General features: G+C 73.4%; 16 protein-coding genes and 1 pseudogene. 8 read left to right on the top strand and 9 right to left on the bottom strand.

The window, feature by feature from the left end:
• Window positions 1-8: 8 nt before the first annotated feature.
• The 5 genes from ABTY61_RS36260 to ABTY61_RS36240 form a co-directional block, all read right to left on the bottom strand.
• Window positions 9-881, bottom strand: coding sequence for an ABC transporter permease (locus ABTY61_RS36260; protein WP_350509439.1), 873 nt, complete (start codon window positions 879-881; stop codon window positions 9-11).
• The gene (locus tag ABTY61_RS36255) at window positions 878-1,837 is read right to left on the bottom strand and encodes an ABC transporter permease (protein ID WP_350509438.1); all 960 of its coding nucleotides are present in this window, start codon (window positions 1,835-1,837) and stop codon (window positions 878-880) included. Before ABTY61_RS36255 ends, ABTY61_RS36260 begins: the two co-directional genes overlap by 4 nt.
• Window positions 1,834-3,483, bottom strand: coding sequence for an ABC transporter substrate-binding protein (locus ABTY61_RS36250; RefSeq protein WP_350509437.1), 1,650 nt, complete (start codon window positions 3,481-3,483; stop codon window positions 1,834-1,836). The genes ABTY61_RS36255 and ABTY61_RS36250 overlap by 4 nt, the downstream gene beginning before the upstream one ends.
• A gap of 113 nt (window positions 3,484-3,596) precedes the next feature.
• Complete coding sequence (locus ABTY61_RS36245) at window positions 3,597-4,601, bottom strand: agmatine deiminase family protein (RefSeq protein WP_350509436.1); 1,005 nt, start codon at window positions 4,599-4,601, stop codon at window positions 3,597-3,599.
• Between the two features lie 173 nt (window positions 4,602-4,774).
• Window positions 4,775-5,980, bottom strand: coding sequence for an agmatine deiminase family protein (locus tag ABTY61_RS36240; protein WP_350509435.1), 1,206 nt, complete (start codon window positions 5,978-5,980; stop codon window positions 4,775-4,777).
• 263 nt (window positions 5,981-6,243) lie between these two features.
• Here ABTY61_RS36240 and ABTY61_RS36235 point away from each other — a divergent pair, with 263 nt between their 5' ends.
• Complete coding sequence (locus ABTY61_RS36235) at window positions 6,244-6,846, top strand: TetR/AcrR family transcriptional regulator (protein ID WP_350509434.1); 603 nt, start codon at window positions 6,244-6,246, stop codon at window positions 6,844-6,846.
• 110 nt (window positions 6,847-6,956) lie between these two features.
• On the opposite strand, the gene ABTY61_RS36230 is transcribed toward ABTY61_RS36235, so the two are convergent.
• Entirely contained in the window at window positions 6,957-7,262 is a 306-nt protein-coding gene (locus ABTY61_RS36230) for a GNAT family N-acetyltransferase (RefSeq protein WP_350509433.1), read from the bottom strand.
• A gap of 249 nt (window positions 7,263-7,511) precedes the next feature.
• On the opposite strand from ABTY61_RS36230, the gene ABTY61_RS36225 reads away from it, so the two are divergent.
• The 3 genes from ABTY61_RS36225 to ABTY61_RS36215 all read left to right on the top strand — a co-directional run bounded on the left by ABTY61_RS36225 (window position 7,512) and on the right by ABTY61_RS36215 (window position 10,760).
• A complete protein-coding gene (locus tag ABTY61_RS36225; protein ID WP_350509432.1) occupies window positions 7,512-8,090 on the top strand; it encodes a TetR/AcrR family transcriptional regulator in 579 nt (192 codons plus the stop codon).
• A 361-nt stretch (window positions 8,091-8,451) separates the two neighbouring features.
• The gene (locus ABTY61_RS36220; RefSeq protein ID WP_350509431.1) at window positions 8,452-9,489 is read left to right on the top strand and encodes an agmatine deiminase family protein; all 1,038 of its coding nucleotides are present in this window, start codon (window positions 8,452-8,454) and stop codon (window positions 9,487-9,489) included.
• Window positions 9,490-9,587: 98 nt separating this feature from the next.
• Window positions 9,588-10,760 (top strand): agmatine deiminase family protein, encoded by a 1,173-nt coding sequence (locus ABTY61_RS36215; RefSeq protein WP_350509430.1) that lies wholly within the window; start codon window positions 9,588-9,590, stop codon window positions 10,758-10,760.
• Window positions 10,761-11,059: 299 nt separating this feature from the next.
• Here ABTY61_RS36215 and ABTY61_RS36210 read toward each other — a convergent pair whose 3' ends face one another.
• The gene (locus tag ABTY61_RS36210; protein WP_350509429.1) at window positions 11,060-11,941 is read right to left on the bottom strand and encodes an SDR family oxidoreductase; all 882 of its coding nucleotides are present in this window, start codon (window positions 11,939-11,941) and stop codon (window positions 11,060-11,062) included.
• Between the two features lie 112 nt (window positions 11,942-12,053).
• Here ABTY61_RS36210 and ABTY61_RS36205 point away from each other — a divergent pair, with 112 nt between their 5' ends.
• On the top strand, window positions 12,054-12,647 hold the full coding sequence (locus ABTY61_RS36205; RefSeq protein ID WP_350509428.1) for a TetR/AcrR family transcriptional regulator: 594 nt from the start codon (window positions 12,054-12,056) through the stop codon (window positions 12,645-12,647).
• Between the two features lie 75 nt (window positions 12,648-12,722).
• Here the strand turns inward: ABTY61_RS36205 and ABTY61_RS36200 are convergent, their stop codons facing one another.
• Window positions 12,723-13,640, bottom strand: a complete 918-nt coding sequence (locus ABTY61_RS36200) for a glutaminase (RefSeq protein WP_350509427.1) — start codon at window positions 13,638-13,640, stop codon at window positions 12,723-12,725.
• A gap of 134 nt (window positions 13,641-13,774) precedes the next feature.
• Here ABTY61_RS36200 and ABTY61_RS36195 point away from each other — a divergent pair, with 134 nt between their 5' ends.
• From ABTY61_RS36195 to ABTY61_RS36185, 3 genes are all read left to right on the top strand, one after another.
• Window positions 13,775-14,143, top strand: coding sequence for a hypothetical protein (locus ABTY61_RS36195; RefSeq protein WP_350509426.1), 369 nt, complete (start codon window positions 13,775-13,777; stop codon window positions 14,141-14,143).
• Window positions 14,144-14,469: 326 nt separating this feature from the next.
• The gene (locus ABTY61_RS36190; RefSeq protein ID WP_350509425.1) at window positions 14,470-16,176 is read left to right on the top strand and encodes a serine/threonine-protein kinase; all 1,707 of its coding nucleotides are present in this window, start codon (window positions 14,470-14,472) and stop codon (window positions 16,174-16,176) included.
• A 219-nt stretch (window positions 16,177-16,395) separates the two neighbouring features.
• Window positions 16,396-17,589, top strand: coding sequence for an agmatine deiminase family protein (locus ABTY61_RS36185; protein ID WP_350509424.1), 1,194 nt, complete (start codon window positions 16,396-16,398; stop codon window positions 17,587-17,589).
• Window positions 17,590-17,683: 94 nt separating this feature from the next.
• Here the strand turns inward: ABTY61_RS36185 and ABTY61_RS36180 are convergent.
• Window positions 17,684-18,367 (bottom strand): annotated as a pseudogene (locus ABTY61_RS36180) (NADase-type glycan-binding domain-containing protein); the annotation flags it as partial.
• Window positions 18,368-18,403 lie beyond the last annotated feature (36 nt).

Genomic DNA, 18,403 nt, shown 5'->3' with positions numbered 1-18,403 from the left:
GTGGTGGTTCATGCGGACCTCCGGGCGACCTGGTCGGCCCAGCGCTCGCCGACCACGTTGAAGGCGACGACGGTGAGCACGATCAGGGCGCAGGGCAGGATCGCGGAGAGCGGGTAGCCGTGCTGGATCGCGGTCTGGCCGTCGAAGACCATCCGGCCCCAGTCGGGGGTGAGGGCCGGCACGCCGAGGCCGAGGAAGGACAGGCCGGCGAGGTCCATCAGGGCGTAGCCGAAGTTGACGGCGGACTGGGCGAGGACGATCGGCGCGATGTTGGGCAGGACGTGCCGCAGGCAGATCTGCGGGGCGGAGTGGCCCTGGACCTGGTAGGCGGAGACGTACGGCCGGGTCCGTTCGGCCAGCACCAGGGAGCGGGTGAGGCGGGAGACGTAGGGCAGGTAGGCGATCGCGAGGGCGACGACGGGGGCGAGCAGGCCCTCGCCGTACACCGAGACGATCAGGATGGCGAGCAGCATGCCGGGGAAGGCGAAGACCAGTTCGGTACTGCGGGAGAGGACGGAGTCGAGCCGGCCGCCGCGCCAGCCGGCCGCGAGGCCGACGGCGATCCCGGCGACGGTGGAGAAGACGACCACGCCGAGCGGGCCGAGCAGCGAGGTGCGGGCGCCGAGCAGCAGCCGGGAGAGGGTGTCGCGTCCGGCCGTGTCGACGCCGAGCAGGTGGTCGGGCGAGGGCCCGGCGAGGGCGTTGCCGAGGTCGACGGCGTTCGGGTCGTTCGGCGACAGCCAGGGGGCGAGCAGGGCGGCGAGCACCACGAGGACGGCGAAGCCGAGGCAGATCAGGTGGAGCGGGGCGCGGGCGGCCTTGAGTCGGCCGAGGCCGGGCCGGCGGGTGAGACCCGGCCGGCGGGTGAGACCGGTACTCATGCGTCGGACCTCCTGGGGCCGAGGGCGACCCGGGGGTCGACCAGGGGGTGCAGCAGGTCGACGATCAGGTTCACGGTCATGAACAGGGCCACGATGATCAGGGAGATGGCCTGGACGGTCGGGAAGTCCTTGGTGGTGGTGGACAGTTCGAGGAGCTGGCCGATGCCGCCGATACTGAAGGCGGACTCGACCAGGATGGTGCAGACCAGCAGGGTGGAGACGATCAGGCCGCCGGTGGTGAGCACGGTGCCCAGCGAGTTGCGGAACACGTGCCGGCGGATCACCTCGCGCTCCGGGACGCCGCGGCTGCGGGCCACGGTGACGTGCTCGCCCTCCAGGGCCTCCAGCATGGCCGAGCGGGTGACCCGGGCGAGCATGCCGATGAGGTAGAGCGCGAGGGCGAGCGCCGGCAGGGCGAGGTGCCGGAGCATGTCGCCGAAGCCGTCGCCGACGCCGCCGACCGGGAACCAGCCGAGCTCGACCGCGAACAGGCCCTGGAGCAGCACGGCGGCGACGAAGGACGGCGTGCCGAGGGCGATCGTGGTGGTGACCAGGATGGTGGAGTCGGTCGCGCCGCCGCGCACCGCGCCGAGCCGGCCGAGCGCCAGGCCGATGACGACCACGATCACCAGGGCCATGCCGACCAGCAGCAGGGTGGCGGGCAGCCGGTCGGCGAGCAGCTCGGAGACGTCGGTGCGGTAGGTGATGGAGCGTCCGAAGTCGCCTTGGAGCACCTGGCCGAGCCAGCGGAAGTACCGCACCAGGAACGGGTCGTCGAGGTGGTACTGCTCGTTGATCGCCTGGAGGGCGGCCGGCGAGGCCGACCGGCCCGACAGGAGGAAGCTCGCGGGACTGCCCGGCGCCAGGTACATGGCCCCGAAGACCACGAACGAGGCGCCGAACAGGGTCACCGCCATCTCGACCAGCCGCCGGGCGGCGAATCGGAGGAAGCTCACCGTGCGGCCCCCACATCGGCGGCCCACGGGTAGTACATGTACGAGATGGTGGTCGGGGCGCCGGTGATCCGCTTGTTGAGGAAGACGGCGGTGGGCCACTCGGCGACCGGGATCCAGAGCAGCTGCCGGGAGGCGGCCTGCTGGAGCTCGGCCTCGATCGCGCCGCGCTTGGCCGGGTCGTACTCGGCGGTGGCCTGGTCGGCCAGGTCGTCGTAGGCCTTGTCGCTGTAGCCCGCGAAGTTCTGGTAGGCGCCGGTGCGGAAGTTGACGAGCAGGTCGAGCGGGTCGGTGATGGAGTCGTAGTACGTCTCCGGGAACATGTCGATGCCCTCGCGCGCCTTGGCGTCGGTGAACAGCGCGGTGAAGGCGTTCGGGGCGATCGTCCTGAGCTGGACGTCGAGCCCGATCCTCGTCCCGGCGGCCTGGACGGCGGTGGCGAGCAGGGAGACGTCCTGGCCGATGCTGCTGGTGGCCATGACGAGCGTCTTGCCGCTCGCGCCCGCCTCCTTGACCAGGGCCTTGGCCTTGTCGATGTCCTGGGTGGTGGGGGTGAGGCCGTCGAAGGCGCTCTTGCGGACGTCGTCGGGGGCGGAACCCCAGGCGGCCTTGGTGGTGAGGGAGCCGGTGACGGTGCCGGAGCCGGCCAGGCCGGTCCTGACGAAGCCGGAGCGGTCCAGGGCCAGCGACAGCGCCTGGCGCACCCGGACGTCGCCGAGCGCGCCCCGCATGTTGGTGACGTTGACGTTGACGGTGCTCAGGCCCTCCCCGAAGTAGAGCGTGCCGGGGCCGTTCTTCTCGAGCCGGTCGTAGCTCTCGGTGGGGATCAGGTAGCCGCCGTCGACGTCGCCGGTCAGCATCGCGTTGGTGCGGGCGGAGGAGTCGGTGAGGAAGCTGAACACGACCTTCTTGGACTTGGCCTTGGTGCCCCAGTAGTCGTCGAAGCGCCGGAGTTCCAGCGACTGGCCCTTGGCCCAGGTGCCGAGTTCGAAGGGGCCCGTGCAGTCGAGGCCGCCGGTGGTGCCGTAGTCCTTGCCCGCGGACTCCACGCCGGCCTTGGCGGCGACCACGCCGGCGGCGGTGGCCATGTACTGCGGGAACTGGGAGTCGGGCTGCTTGAGCTTGACGGTGACCTGGAGCGGCCCGGTCCTGGTGATGGATTCGACGTTCTGGAAGACCTGGGCCCAGGCCGCCGCGTTGTCCGGGTTGGTCTGCCGGCCGAGGCTGTACACGACGTCGTCGGCGGTCATCACCGTGCCGTCGTGGAAGTGCACCCCCGGGCGCAGGTCGTAGACCCAGGTGGTCGGGTCGGGGTTGGCGGCCTTCTCCGCCAGTCCGGGCGCCAGGGTGAGCTGGGGGGTCCAGCGCATCAGGCTCTCGCAGACGTTGGAGAGGATCGTGTTCTGCGGGTAGTCGAAGGCCTGGATGTAGTCCAGGGTCGGCGGCTCGGCGTAGCTGGCCCAGGTGAAGGAGTCGAGCTCGCCCTTGGCCGGCGGGGTGGTGGCGGAGAGCCGGCGGCCGGCCTGGTCGGTGCCCCCGCCGTGCGGCGGTCCGGAGCAGGCGGCGACCAGGGTCGTGGCCGAGAGCAGGGCGGTGGCGAGGGCGAGCCGGCCGCGCTTGGTGGCGCGTCTCGCGGGTGCGAGGGTCATGTGAGGGTGGTCTTCCGATCGGTGCGGAACGGGAGGTGCGGACGGTACGGGTGCGGGCCGTACCGTCCGCGGGTGGGGAAGCAGCTGGCGAAGGTCGTGCGGGCCGGGTGGGGTCAGGCCCGGACGGCCGGGATCTGCTGGGTGATGCAGTGGACGCCGCCGCCGCCGAAGGCGATCACCCGGGCGCGCACGCCGACCACCTTGCGGTCGGGGCAGGCCGCGGCGAGGACGGCCAGCGCGCCCTCGTCCTCGGGGTGGTCGGCGACCGGGACGACGACGCCGCCGTTGGCCAGGTAGAAGTTGAGGTAGCCGACCTCGACCCGGGTGCCGTCGACCTCGACGAACGCGGCCTGCGGGAGGTCGACGATGTCGAAGGGCCGGCCCTGGGCGTCGGTGGAGTGCTCCAGCACGGCGCGGTTGGCGCGCATCCGCACGTAGTCCGGGTGCGCGGGGTCGGCGGGCAGCTGCACGACGACCTTGCCGGGGGCGACGAAGGCGCAGACGCCGTCGACGTGTCCGTCGGTCTCGGTGTCGAGCGCGCCGCCGTAGGGAAGCCAGATCACCTTGGTGACGCCGAGGCGGGCCTTGAGCTCGTCCTCGATCTCCTCGCGGCCCAAGTCCGGGTTGCGGTTGGGGTGGAGCAGGCACTGCTCGGTGGTGATCAGGGTGCCCTCGCCGTCGACGGTGACGGCGCCGCCTTCGAGGATCATCTCGGAGCGGACGGCGGGCACGCCGAGGTGGTCCAGCAGCAGGGCGCTGATCCGGTCGTCGGCGTCCCAGGGGTGGTGCTTGCGGCCCCAGGCGTTGAAGCGGAAGTCGACGCCGGCCCGGCGGCCGTCGCCGTCCAGCACGAAGATCGGCGCGCTGTCGCGGAACCAGGAGTCGTCCAGCGGGAGTTCGACCACGGTGACGCCCTCGCCGCAGAGCGCGCGGGCCTCGTCGCCGTGGCCGGGCGGCGCCACCATGGTGACCGGCTCGAACTCGGTGATGGCGTCGGCGACCGCCGCGTACTCGCGCTTCACCTCGTCCAGGGTGTCGCCCCACAGGTCCGGCCGTACGGGCCAGGCCATCAGGCAGCCCTCGTGCTCGGTCCACTCGGCGGGCATTCGGAACGTCACGGGTTTCCTCTTCCGGTCGGGACTGGTGCGGTGCTGTGGTGCGTGCTCGGCGTCGGGAGGCCGGTCCGACGGATCTCGTCCGGCGTCGTGCGCCCGGCGGGATCCGCCGGACAGGCCTGGGCCGAGGCCTCGGCGGCCCGCCCCCGTGGGGTACCGGACGGGCCGCCGAGGGGTCAGCGGGCCGCCGGTACGGCGGGCTGGGACTGGGTGGCGCAGTGGATGCCGCCACCGCCGGAGGCGATGGTGTCGATGTCGATCTGGACGACGTCGCGGCCCGGGAACTCGGCCTGGAGGACGGTGCAGGCCAGGTCGTCGGCGTAGCCGTCGCCGAACTGGGGCACGAACACCGCCCCGTTGGCGACGTAGAAGTTGGTGTAGCTGGACAGGAAGTCCTTGCCGCGGCCGCGGATCAGGCTGCGGTCCGGGCCGGGGAGCTCCACCACGGTCAGGGCGCGGCCCTGGGCGTCGGTCGCGCTCTCCAGGACCTGCTTGGCCTGCTGGTAGACGTCGATCCAGATCTGCTCGGTGCCGGGGCCGGGCTTGTCGAGGATCACCCGGCCCATGGAGGTGAAGCGGGCCAGGCAGTCGATGTGGTCGTCGGTGATGTCCTGGCCGGCCAGGCCGGCCAGCCAGATGACCTTGTCCATCCCGAGGCTGCTCTTCAGGGCCTGTTCGACCTGGTCCTGGGTCATGCCCGGGTTGCGGTTCGGGTTGACCAGCGAGCTGACGGTCGCCAGCAGGGTGCCCTGGCCGTCCGTCTCCAGGGCGCCGCCCTCGCCGGTGAAGGAGGCGCGGACGCGGCTGACGCCGTACTCGGCGAGCAGGCCCGCCGCGACCGCGGCGTCCTCGGCGAAGGGCTGGTAGTAGGGGGTACCGGCCTTGCCCCAGCCGTTGAAGCCGGTGTCGACCCCGGCGACGGTGCCGGGCGCGACCGTGAAGGTCGGGCCGAAGTCGCGGATCCACAGGTCGTCGTTGGGGATCTCGACGACGGTGATGCCGTAGCTGCTGCCGGGGCCGCACCAGTACCGGGCGCTCGCGGCCTGGGCGGGACGGGCGACCAGGACGACCGGCTCGTAACGGGAGATCTCGTAGGCGACCCGGGCGATGTCGTCGCGGACCGCTGAGAGCTGGTTGCCCCAGATCGAGGAGAGGGCGGGCCAGGCCATGAACGTGCGGTCGTGCCGGTCGCTCTCGGCCGGCATCCGCAGCCGGGGGGTGGCGGTGGCCGATCCGGTGCCCGTGCCCGCGGCCGTGGCGGTGGGGGCCCCGGCGTCGTCGGCCCGGGCGAGGGCGGGGAAGGCCGCGGTGAGGGCGGCCAGCGGCACGGCGGCCGCGCCGAACCGGAGCAGGCTTCTTCTTGAGGGGGTGGGGGTGGTCACGAAACGCTCCCTGCATGAGGTGGGAGGTGTGGGGGTTGCCCCGCATCCTCCACCGCACTGAAAATTCAGTCAAGCCCCTGGGGCGCAGTTGCCCACCGACCACCTCACGACCACCCTCGACGACCCTGCTGCGCCACCCTGCACCAGGGAGATGCACCGCACCGACCAGAGAGTCGGGTCTGCGGAGCCTCCGAGAGGAACTCCTGAAATTTTCGTCAGGATTGTGTAACGAGACGGCCCGAAGCCCGGTAGAGTGACCGCTCATGTCGGACCGTCGGACAGGGATACTCGAAGCCGCCACCCGCGTCATCGCCCGACGCGGCATTCGCGGACTGCGCATGGGCGAGCTCGCGGCCGAGGCCGGGGTGTCCACCGCGCTGATCTACTACCACTTCACCGACCGGGCCGGCACCCTGCGCCGGACGCTGGAGTTCATCAGCGACCGCGCCGACCACTACACCGCCGACCACTGCACCGCCGACCACAACTCCGCCGGCCGACAGCCCGCCACTCGGGCCGCGGACCCGCGCACCGACCTGGAGCAGATCCTGCTGCGCGAACTCCAGGACACCGCCGAGGTCCGCGAGAACAGCACCGCCTGGGGCGAGTTGCGGGCCACCGCCGTCTTCGAACCGGACCTGCGCGAGGAGCTGGCCCGCTCCACCCACACCTGGGTGCACGACGTCGCCGAACTCCTCGCCCGCGCCGACCCCGCCGGCACCGCCCCCGCCCACGCGGCCGCCGCCGAACGGCTCACCGCCCTGACCGAGGGCCTCAGCGTGCGCTGGCTCAGCGGCTCGCTGAGCCTCGACCACGCCCGCCGACTGCTCCGCGGCGCCGTCGACACGGAGCTGGCGCGGCGCTGAACCCGCGCGGGCGGACGGGCCGACCGCGGCGGCGGCTCAGGGGCGTGTCCTCAGCCCATCCGCTCGCGCCGCCGCGCGCCCGTCCCGCGCACAGTCCGCCCCCGGTGTACTCAGAGGCCGAACCGCGCCCGGTGGGTGGCGGGCACCAGGTCGGCGTACTCGGGGTGCTTGGTGATCCAGCCCCGGATGAAGGGGCAGTAGGGCAGCACGGCGAGCCCCTGTTCCCGGGCCGCGTCCAGCGCGGCCCGCGCCAGCCGGCCGGCCAGCCCGCGGCCCTCGAAGCGGGGGTCGACCTCGGTGTGGATGAACGCGATCTCACCGCCGGAGCGGTGGTACTCGGCGAATCCGGCGAGCTCGCCGTCGTCCTGGATCTCGAAGCGGGACTTCTCGGCGTTGTCGCTGACGAGCTGTTCCATCGTTCCTCCTGCAAGGGCGTGGCCGACTCCGGCGCACGGGTACGGCGCCGGGTCCCGCCGCCCGGGGTCCGGGCCGCGATCTCGATCCCACAGTAGTTGAAGTATCAACATTTGTCGCGCACCCCGCGCACCCCGCGCACCCCGCGCTCCACGTCGCCCATGTCGGCCCCGGGGCGGGATCACGGACGACTGACCGACCGATCAGGGCGAGCCGTCGCGCGGCCCGGCGGCCGGGTAGGGTGGCGACCCATGGCCAGTCGTCGAACATCGATCCTGCAAGCAGCCGCACGGGTGATCGCCCGACGCGGCGTGCGCGGACTGCGCGTGGAGGAGCTCGCCGCCGAGGCCGGCGTGTCCACCGCGCTCGTCTACTACCACTTCAAGGACCGCACCGGCATTCTGCGGAGCACCCTGGAGTTCATCAGCGACCGGGCCGAGGGCTACACCACCGACCGCCCCGACGACGCCCCGCCGCCGACCGCGCGCGAGGAGCTGGAGCAGACCCTGCTCCTCGAACTCCAGGACACCGTCACGGTCCGGGAGAACAGCACCGCCTGGGGGGAGTTGCGCGCCAGCGCCGTCTTCGACGAGACCCTGCGCGAGGACCTCGCCCGCGCCACCCGCCTCTGGGTCCAGGAGACCGCCGGACTGCTCGGCATGGTCCGGCCGACGGCCTCCGCGATGGCGCTGGCCGGCGCCGCCGAGCGCCTCACCGCACTGCTCGAGGGCCTCAGCACCCGCTGGCTCAGCGGCAGCCTGCCGGTCACCCACGCCCGCATCCTGATGGCCGAGGCGATCGACACCGAGATCGCCCGGCTCGACGCCTGAACCGGACCCGAACCGGGTCCGAACCGGGTCCGAACCGGGTCCGAACCGGGCCCGGACCAGCCCGGCCAGGGCCCCGGACGGCGCGTTCCGTGACCGCTCCTGCGGCAGGAGTCACGTTCTTTGCCCTGACTTGACTGACTTTTCAGTCAGTGCGACGCTGCTGGTGACAGCAGGCGCTGCCCGCCCCGGCCGTCCATCCCGGCCGTCCGGTCGGTCCCGCTGTGCGCCCACGCGCCGTGACGCGGAAAGTGGAGACGGCCGCGGCCCCGCCCCGATCCGCGGACCGCCGCGAGCGGCGGACCGGCCCGAGGGCCGCGGCGCGAACGGCACCTGCGCACCCTCGCACGATCAGGAGACTTCCGTGAGCCACTACCACGACGACCACTCCGACGAGTCCGGCCCCTGGGTGCCTGCCGACGACGTCCCGCACGCGCGGACCTGGATGTCCTGGCCCTCCCGCCGGGGTGTGTGGGGGCTGCGGCTGGGCGGCGTCCAGGAGGACATCGCCCTGATCGCCCGCACCATCGCCCAGTTCGAGCCGGTGGTCATGTGCGCCCCGGACGACTACACCGCGGGCAAGGCCCGCTCCTGGTGCGGCCCCACCGTCGAGGTGATCACCGCGATCCCCACCGACGACCTGTGGATGCGCGACATCGCCCCGGTGTTCCGCCGGGACGGCTACGGCGGCCTGGAGGCCGTCGTCCTCAACTTCAACGGCTGGGGCAACAAGCAGGTCCACCACGACGACGCCCGGGCCGCCGAGCGCATCGCCGCCCACCGCGGACTGCGGCACTCCTACGCGGACTTCGTCGGCGAGGGCGGGGCGGTCGAGACCGACGGCGACGGCACCGTGATGGCCACCGAGAGCAGCCTGGTCAACAAGAACCGCAACCGCGGCATGAGCCGGGACGAGATCGAGGACGCCGTCCTGGAGGCCTACGGCGCGGACAAGATGATCTGGCTGCCCGGCATCAAGGGCGAGGACATCACCGACGACCACGTCGACGTCACCTCCCGGTTCATCCGGCCCGGCGTGGTGATGGTCCAGCTGCCGCCGGCCGACCGCAACGACTCCTGGGCGCGCGACGCCCGCGAGCAGTTCGCCATCCTCTCCGCCGCGACCGACGCCCGCGGCCGCCGGCTCCAGGTCATCCCCGTGCACGGCCCGGACACCGTCCGCTCCCGCAGCTCCAAGTTCGTCGACTCCTACCTCAACTTCGTGCTCGTCAACGGCGGGGTCATCACCGCCCAGTTCGGCGACGCCTACAAGGACGCCGCCGCGCGGGACGCACTCGCCGCCGCCTTCCCCGGCCGGCACGTCGTCCAGCTCGACGTCGACCGGCTGATGACCGGAGGCGGCGGCATCCACTGCTCGACCATGCACGAGCCGCTGCCGTAGCCGAAGTCCCGGCCGCCACCGCCGCCGTGGCCGAAGCCGAAGCCACCGCACCAGTTCTCGTTCCCGGACCACCCTCGAAGCCCGCCCGGAGAGCCCTTATGACCAACGCCATGTCCCGCCGCAGCATGATCCGCTCCATCGCCGGTGCCGGCGCCGGAGTCGGCGTCCTCACCCTCGGCCTCACCGCCTGCGACCCCGACGACCCCGACGGCCTCGGCGGCACCGACGGCGCCGTGCCGCCGTCCCAGCAGCCCGGCGCCCCCGGCGCCCGGCGCTTCGGCGCCGAGTGGGAGAAGCACCAGCGCACGGTGATGTCCTGGCCCGCCTCCGAGACCGTCTGGGGCGAGCAACTCCCCGAGGTCCGCCGGGACATCGCCGGTCTCGCCCAGGCCATCGCCGCCCGCGAACCCGTCGTCCTGATGGCCCGTCCGGAGCAGAAGGACGCCGCCCAGAAGGCCTGCGGCTCCGCCGTCGAGGTCGTGCCGGTGGCCGTCGACGACCTGTGGGCCCGCGACACCCTGCCGGTGTTCGTCGAGGAGGGCGGCAAGGTCAAGGGCGTCGACTTCAACTTCAACGGCTGGGGCAACAAGCAGCAGCACACCAACGACTCCAGGATCGCCCGGGCGGTGCTGGCCAAGTTCGGCGTCGAGCGCGTCGAGACCCCGCTGGTCGCCGAGGGCGGCTCCTTCGAGACCGACGGCCGGGGCACCCTGATGGTCACCGAGAGTTCCGTCGTCAACGAGAACCGCAACCCGGGGATGAACCGGGACCAGGTCGAGGCCGAGCTGAAGAAGGCGCTCGGCGTGACCAAGGTGATCTGGCTGGCCGGCGTCAAGGGCAAGGACATCACCGACGCCCACGTCGACTGCCTGGCCCGCTTCGTCGCCCCCGGCATCGTCCTGCTCGACCAGTCCTTCCCCGGCGGCCCGGCGGACGTCTGGTCCCGCGCGGCCGACCAGGCCCGCGGCGTCCTCAAGAGCGCCACCGACGCGACCGGCGGGAAGCTCCAGGTGATCGAGCTCCAGCAGCCGGACCCGGACCGGATCACCGGGCGCGGCGACGCCTTCGTCTCCTCGTACATGAACTTCTACGTCGGCTCCAAGGGCGTCTACCTGCCCAGGTTCGGCGACGCCCGGGCCGACGAGCGCGCCCAGCAGGTCCTCAAGCAGTACTTCCCGGGGCGGGAGATCGTCCCGGTGAAGATCGACGCGATCGCGGCGGGCGGCGGCGGCATCCACTGCGCCACCCACGACATCCCGGCCGTCGGCTGACCGGGAGCGCCCGACCGGATCCTGGTCCAGGTCGCCGGCCGCGGGCCGGACCTGGCCGGCGAGGCCGAGCACCGGCTGCTCACCGGACCGGGCGGCACCGCCGAACTGGCTTCCGCCGCAGGCCGGTTGAGTACGGCCGGCGGCGGCGCCCGGTCCGTCGGCGACAACCCGGGCGGCGGACTCGTACCGACCCTCGCCCTCACCACCGCGGCCCGCCCCGGGCGGTGAGGCCCGGGCGGTGAGGCCCGGTCGGGCGGCGGTCGGGCGGCGGTCGGGCGCCGGGGCTGTCCGGGCGCGGCTCAGGGTTCGATGTTCTCCAGGTCAGCGAGCAGGCTCGGGTGGGTCGGCTGCCAGCCGAGGGTGGCGCGGGTGTGGACGCTGGAGGCGGGCTGGTCGGCCGCGAAGATCGGGCCGAGGGTGCCGAAGTTCTCCTGCGGTACCGACTCGACGGGCAGGCCGAGCCGTCGGCCGATGACCGCGGCGATGTCGCGGACCGCGTCGCCCTCGTCGGCGACGGCGTGCCAGGAGCTTCCGGCCGGGGCCTGCTCCAGGGCGAGCCGGAACAGCACGGCGGCGTCCCGCGCGTGGACGGCCGGCCAGCGCTGCGCGCCGTCCGAGGGGTAGCCGGCGACGCCGGTGCGGCGGGCGATGTCGGTGAGCAGCCCGGCGAACCCGCCCCGGCCCTCGTTGTGGACCGTGCGCGGAAGCCGTACCGCCGAGCTGCGTACGCCGCGGGAGGCGAGGTCGAGCGCGCGGGTCACCGACCGGCTGCGGCCGGCGACCGGTCCCTCGGTCGGCAGGGCGTCGGCCTCGGTGGAGGCCCGCCCCGGCAGGCGGGGGGTACCGGCCACGGTGACGAGCGGGCGGTCCGTGCCGACGAGGGCGTCGCCGAGCGTCGCGAGCGCGGCGGCCTCCTCGGCGACGCCCTGGGCCAGGGCCTCGGGCAAGCTGAAGTCGTTGCTGAAGGCGAGGTGGATGACGCCGTCGGCCCGCTCGGCGCCGGCTCGCAGCACGGCGAGGTCGGCGAGTGCGCCGCTGACCACCTCGGCGCCGGCCGCCTCGGCGTGCGCCGCAGAGGTGTCGGAGCGGGCGAGGGCGGTGACCGAGTGTCCCGCGGCGAGCAGTTCGGCGACGACGGCCGTGCCGATGAGGCCGGTTCCACCGGTGATGAAGACGCGCATGGTGACTCCCTGGGGAGAGGGGCGGGCAGGGCTCGGACAAGTGATGGGACTTGGTCCCATCACTTCCACAGTAGCCGTGATGGGACTCGGTGTCATCACTTAGGATGTGCCCATGGCCAGATGGGAACCGAACGCGCGCGAACGCCTGGAGAGGGCCGCACTCGCGCTGTTCACCGAGCACGGGTACGACGCCACGACCGTCGCCGAGATCGCGGACCGCGCAGGGCTCAGCAAGAGCACCTTCTTCCGGCACTACGCCGACAAGCGGGAGGTGCTGTTCGGCGGGCAGAACGCGCTGGCGGACCGCTTCAGCGAGGCGATCCGGGCCACCGCACCCTCGGCGACGATCGGCGCCTGTCTCGCCGCCGCACTGGAATCCGCCGCTCCCGCGTTCACTTCCGCCCGCCACGGTCTCGCCCTTCAGCGGCGGGCGATCATCGCCGCCAACAGCGAACTGCAGGAACGCGAACTGCTCAAACGCGCCGGCCTCTGCTCCGCCGTCGCCGACGCCCTCCGGGCCCGTGGAGCCGACGACACCACCGCACGCCTGGCCGCCGAGCTGGGCATCCTCGCCTTCGGTACCGCCTTCGCACGCTGGGCGACACCGGAGAACCAGCAGCCCTATGCCGAGATCGCGCACACCGCGCTGCGGGACCTCCAGGCTTGCGCGGCCGCCCTCGGCGCGGAGCCCGACATCCGGGCCTGACCCCGACCACGGGCGCGTGGGCCCCGGGTTCGATGCCGGGACGCGCCGCCGGCGCCCCTGCCCGGACCGGGAAGGTCAGAACACGGACCAGCCGGTGAGGGTGGTGAAGGCGTCGAGGGCGGCGATCCCGGCCACGGAGTTGCCGTGGCCGTCCAGGGCCGGGCCCCAGGCACACAGGCCGCAGCGACCGGGGACGACGGCGATGATGCCGCCGCCGACACCGCTCTTGGCGGGCAGTCCCACGCGGTGGGCGAACTCGCCGGCCGCGTCGTACGTGCCGCCGACCAGCATGACGGCGTTGATGCGCTTGGCCTCGCTGCGGGTGAGCAGACGGGTGGCGTCGGCACGGATTCCGTGCCGGGCCAACAGACAGGTGGCCAGGGCGAGGTCCTGACAGGTCATGGCGATGGAGCACTGCTGGGTGTAGTGGTGCAGCACGGTCCTGACCGGGTTGGCGAGCTTGCCGTGGTCGGCCAGCAGGTGGGCGAGGGCGGCGTTGCGGTGCCCGTGGCGCCGTTCCGAGCGGGCGATGCGGGAATCGAAGTCGAGGGCGGGGTTGCCGCTCTCGGCGCGGAGGAACTCCCGCAGGGCTCCGCTGGCATCCCCGGTCAGGCTCTGCAGGCGGTCGGTGACCACCAGGGCACCGGCGTTGACGAAGGGGTTGCGCGGGATGCCGCGCTCACGCTCCAGCTGGGCCAGGGAGTTGAACGGGGATCCGGAGGGCTCCTTGCCGACGCGCTGCCACAGCGTGTCGCCGTCCGCCGCCAGGACCAGCGCGAGCGCGAAGACCTTGGAGAGGGACTGGATGGAGAACGGCACCCGCCAGTCCCCCGTGCCGCGGACCGGTCCGGGGCCGGCGGCGTGGGCGATCGCGAACCCGAAGGCGGCGGGGTCGACCCGGGCCAGTGCCGGGATGTAGGAGGCGACGGTGCCGGTGGCGGATGCCTGCCGGGCGGCTCGGGACACCTCGTCGAGCACATCCTGGTCGTCCATGAGTCCCCCCGCGGTCCGACGTCGTTGTCAGGCAGGGTCAAGGATGCGCACGGTTGCGAAACAAGGGGAAGGCGCATGCACCTGCGAGTAAGGTGACCGAGAGAACACAGGCACTCGCTGAGAGTTGTACGACCATGTCGGACCAGCTGCCCGGAGATCCGGGCCGGCTCGAAACGATCACCCGGACCATCGGCATCGACGAGCTCACCTCCTGCCCGGTGGCCATCAAGTGCATGGGCCGCACCTACACCGCCGCCGCGGTCGACGGCATCATCCAGATCCACGACCGCACCGACATCACCAATCCCCGCCCGCTGGGCAGCGCCAGCCCCGCCCCCGCCGTCGGCGACTGGGAGCTCACCGACCCTCGGGGCTTCGTGCTGGCCCACACCCACGACCTGCTCCACGCCCTGTCCCTGCTCCGCCTGGCGCAATGGCCCCCGCTCGACCAATCACCCGGTGGTACCGCCGCCCTCGCTCGCCGGCGGCCCGCCGCGGACTGACCCAGCCGTCCCGCTGCGACGCGATCGGCCCGGGGCGGTAGCGGTCGACGGGGCAGTCGGTCTTGGTACTGCCCTACACTTCCATCAAACCGAAAATTCAGTCAACTGACCGAAGCGCTCCTCCCGCGCCATCCGCCCCCACGCCGAACGGCCGGAACGCCGCCCCCACCCGGCTTTCACCGGCTCGGCACCGGGCCCGCTGCACCTTGCCCTGATGGAACCTCTAAACTTCGCGGAGCCGTCCGTGCCGCACCGCGCCGCGGCCGCCCGTGGACGCCGATTCCGGTCGCCCCCACTCCTCCTTGTCCGCCGAGAGAGGCCGCCCCATGTCCGCTGACCGCTCCCCCTTCGCCCTCCAGCCGGTCTTCCAGGCGCTGACCGCGGACGACCCGCGCGAGGTCGGCGGCCACCTGCTGTACGCGCGACTCGGTGCCGGCGGCATGGGCCGGGTCTACCTCGCGTACACCCCGGGCGGCCGCCCGGTGGCGCTCAAGGTGGTGCGCCCCGAGCTGGCCGGGGACCCCGACTTCCGGGCCCGGTTCGCCCAGGAGGTGGCCAGCGCCCGGCTCATCCACGGACTGTTCACCGCCCAGCTGGTCGACGCCGACCCGGACGCCGCCACCCCCTGGCTCGCCACCGCCTACGTGCCCGGCCCCTCGCTCCAGCAGGTGGTGCAGCGGTACGGCCCGCTCCCGGAACGCACCGTGCTGCTGCTGGTGGCCGGGATCGCCGAGGCGCTCCAGGCGATCCACGCCAGCGGGGTGGTGCACCGCGACCTCAAGCCCGGCAATGTGCTGATCGCCGCCGACGGCCCCCGGGTGATCGACTTCGGCATCGCCCGGGCGGCCGACGCCGTCGCCCTGACCGGCACCGGGCTGCAGATCGGCTCCCCCGCCTACATGGCCCCCGAGCAGGCCATGGGGCAGCCCGCAACCCCGGCCACCGACGTCCACGCCCTCGGCGCGCTCGCCGTCCACGTCGCCGGCGGGGCCCCGCCCTTCGGTGACGGCCCGCACCCCGCGACGCTCTACCGGACCGTCCACGAGGAGCCCGACCTCGACCGGGTGCCGGAGGGCCTGCGCGACCTGCTCCGGCGCTGCCTGGCCAAGCGCCCCGAGGACCGGCCGACCACCGCCGAGGTGATCGCCGCGGCCGCCGGCCACCCCGCGGTGGGCGGACGCCTCAGGTTCGGCGAGGACTGGCTGCCGCAGCCGCTGACCAGCCAGCTCACCCGGCACGCCGACCTGCCGCAGATGCCCGCCGAGGCTGCCGGGCCCGGGCTGAACTCGGCCCCGACGATGCTCGCGCCGGCGGCGAGCCCGACGCCGACCGTGCTCGCGGCCGCACCGGCCGCACCCGCTGCGCCGGCTGTCCCTGCCGTCCCTGCCGTTCCTGCCGCGACCCCCGCGCCGACGCGGCCCGGACGGGTCCGCGGGCGCACCGCGCTGGTCGCCGTCGCCGCCCTGGCCGTCGGCGCCGCGGCCGCGGTGTTCGTGCTCGACGACCCGGACCAGGTGGAGGCGGCGACGGCCGGGACCCCGGTGTCCGGCTCCCCCGCGCCCGGCACGCCTGCGGCCGCGCCGACGCCCGCCGGACCGTCGGGCACCGCACGCCCCACCACGCCCGCACCGACCCGCCCCGCGCCGGGGCCCGCCGCCGGCTACACGGCCGACTACCGGTCCGTCGAGCTCACCTCGGCGGACCCCGGCTACGAGTTCGACCTGGCCTCGGGCACGGTGGTGCCGACCGAGAGCGTGAACTGGTACCTGGGGCGCAGCGACAGCGAGTTCTTCGTGCCGGAGAACGCCGACTCCTACATCGGCCGGGACGCCGGCCTCGGCGTCGCCGAGTGCCTCCAGGGGCTCGGCAGCCACCCCACCACCCGGGTGCCGTTCAGCGCGGTCGGCGCGCGCGGCGCCTTCTGTGTCCGGTCCGCGGACGGCAGGGAGCTGGCCGTGGTGCGGGTGCTGTCGACCGCGGGCGGCGACGGGCCGGTCAGGGTGTCGCTGGACCGCTACCGCCGCAACGGCTGACCGGTACCGCCGCAACGGCTGACCGGTCGGGGGGCGGCCCGGGTCGGCTCGGGGTGGTTCGGGTGGCTTCACCCCTGAAGCTTGACTGATTTTTCAGTCAATGCGAGAGTGCAGTTCCCGACAGGCCGGGCGACTGCGCCCGCTGCCGACCGGTGCCGCGCGCACTCCGCGAGCCCCGCCGCACCGGACGATCCACCCTCGGCCCCACCGGAGTCCACCGTGTTCCAGTCCTCCCTCGCGCGCCGCACGGTGCTGCGTTCCCTCGCCGGCGCCGGTCTGATCGCGACCGGCGCGACCGCCTGCGCGGCCACCGAGGATCCGGCGGAGCCCGCCGCCCCGTCCTCCGCCGCCACCTCCGGCCGGCCGTCCGCCGACGCCTCCGCGGCGCCCGACGCGCCCGCCCCGGCCCGCGGACGCCGGCTCGGCGGCGAGTGGGAGAAGCACGAGCGGACCTTCATGGCCTGGCCGGCCTCCGAGAACGTCTGGGGTGAGCAGCTCGGGGCCGTCCGCCGGGACATCGCCTCGGTGGCCCGGGCCATCGGCGGGCGCGAGCCGCTGGTCCTGCTGGTGCGCCCCGGTCAGGAGGACTCGGCCCGCAACGCCTGCGGCAAGGACGTCGAGCTGCTGTCCGTCCCGGTGGACGACCTGTGGGCTCGCGACACCGTCCCGGTGTTCGTCGAGGAGGGCGGCAAGGTCAAGGGCGTCGACTTCAACTTCAGCGGCTGGGGCGGCAAGCAGCAGCACGACAGCGACGCCCGGATCGCCCGGGCCGTGCTGGACACGTTCGGGATCGAGCGGGTCGCGACCCGACTGGTCGCCGAGGGCGGCTCCTTCGAGACCGACGGCCAGGGCACCCTGATGGTCACCGAGAGCTCGATCGTCAACGCCAACCGCAACCCGGGGCGCGACCGCGACCAGATCGAGGCCGAGCTCAAGCAGGCGCTGGGCGTCACCAAGGTGATCTGGCTGGCCGGCGTCAGGGGCAAGGACATCACCGACGCCCACGTGGACTGCCTGGCCCGCTTCGCCGCCCCCGGCGTGGTCTTCCTGGACCGGGCCTTCCCCGGCATGCCCGCGGACGTCTGGTCCCGCTCCGCCGACCAGGCCCGGGCCGTGCTGGCGGATGCCACCGACGCCACCGGCAAGAAGCTCAAGGTGATCGAGATCAGCCAGCCCGACCCGGACCGGATCACCGGCCGCGGCGACGCCTTCGTCTCCTCGTACATGAACTTCTACATCGGCAACAAGGGCGTCTACCTACCGCTGTTCGGCGACGCCAAGGCCGACGGGCACGCCCAGGACGTCTTCAGGGACCAGTTCCCGGACCGCGAGATCGTCCCCGTGCAGATCGACACCATCGCCTCCGGCGGCGGCGGCATCCACTGCTCGACTCACGACCAGCCCGCCTCCTGACCTGCCGCGCCTTCGACGCCCCCCGCACCGGGGGAGAAGGAACCCCCCGAGCGGCCGGCCCCCACCGAACGCGACCGGCTCCGGGGAGCGCCCTTCACGTCCGCTTGAAGAACTCCACCTCGGCCAGCGCGATGGTGCGGCCCGGGCCGGTGCCCGCCGCCTCACGGACGGTCAGCTTCACCTGGGCGACGTCGCTGATCCCGGTCGCCACGGTCTGCGGGCCCGGCTGGTCGTTGAGCGTGATCTGCTTGCGGTGCACCTCCCCGTCCGAGGCCGTCACCTCCAGGGCGAGCACCAGCGGGCGGGCCTGCCGGCGGAACTCCTCCGGGTCGGCGGAGCCGCCGGTGTGGACGATCAGGTCCACCAGCCGGAACGGGGTGCGGAAGGTGAAGCTGATGGAGTCCCCGATCGCGGGCGCGCCCCAGTAGGTGTTGGAGAGCCCGTCGTCGGCCGCGCTCGCGGGATGGCCCTCGACCGCGGCGCTCGCCGTGGTAGCCGAGGGCGAGACCGGTGCGGTGCTGCCCAGCTTGTCCAGCACGTCCTGGTAGGCGTTCTTGCCGAGCGGGTACAGCAGGATCCCGGCCGCCACCAGCGCGAGCAGCACGATCAGCGCGATGATGCGGCGCAGCGCGTTGCCCGAGCCGCCGATCCGCACCCGGCGCCGGAACGGCCACCGGGTACGCCACCAGGGCAGCTCGGGGGCGGGGGCGGTGACGGTCAGCGGTGCCGCGCAGCGGCGGCAGAACCGGCGCTCGGGCAGGTTGGGCGTGCCGCAGCGGGGGCAGGGCGGGCCGTCCTGGGCCTCCTCGACGGC

The organism is Kitasatospora sp. NPDC096128 (assembly GCF_040303105.1).
GTDB lineage: Bacteria > Actinomycetota > Actinomycetes > Streptomycetales > Streptomycetaceae > Kitasatospora.
The sequence above is the reverse complement of the archived record's forward strand: the minus strand, read 5'-3'. Positions and strand labels throughout refer to the sequence as shown.

Coding starts and splice junctions, on each gene's coding strand:
- ABTY61_RS36260 (WP_350509439.1), bottom strand. CDS start 881: ATGAGTACCGGTCTCACCCGCCGGCCGGGTCTCACCCGCCGGCCCGGC.
- ABTY61_RS36250 (WP_350509437.1), bottom strand. CDS start 3,483: ATGACCCTCGCACCCGCGAGACGCGCCACCAAGCGCGGCCGGCTCGCC.
- ABTY61_RS36235 (WP_350509434.1), top strand. CDS start 6,244: ATGTCGGACCGTCGGACAGGGATACTCGAAGCCGCCACCCGCGTCATC.
- ABTY61_RS36195 (WP_350509426.1), top strand. CDS start 13,775: ATGTCGGACCAGCTGCCCGGAGATCCGGGCCGGCTCGAAACGATCACC.
- ABTY61_RS36215 (WP_350509430.1), top strand. CDS start 9,588: ATGACCAACGCCATGTCCCGCCGCAGCATGATCCGCTCCATCGCCGGT.
- ABTY61_RS36200 (WP_350509427.1), bottom strand. CDS start 13,640: ATGGACGACCAGGATGTGCTCGACGAGGTGTCCCGAGCCGCCCGGCAG.
- ABTY61_RS36210 (WP_350509429.1), bottom strand. CDS start 11,941: ATGCGCGTCTTCATCACCGGTGGAACCGGCCTCATCGGCACGGCCGTC.
- ABTY61_RS36230 (WP_350509433.1), bottom strand. CDS start 7,262: ATGGAACAGCTCGTCAGCGACAACGCCGAGAAGTCCCGCTTCGAGATC.
- ABTY61_RS36190 (WP_350509425.1), top strand. CDS start 14,470: ATGTCCGCTGACCGCTCCCCCTTCGCCCTCCAGCCGGTCTTCCAGGCG.
- ABTY61_RS36205 (WP_350509428.1), top strand. CDS start 12,054: ATGGCCAGATGGGAACCGAACGCGCGCGAACGCCTGGAGAGGGCCGCA.
- ABTY61_RS36225 (WP_350509432.1), top strand. CDS start 7,512: ATGGCCAGTCGTCGAACATCGATCCTGCAAGCAGCCGCACGGGTGATC.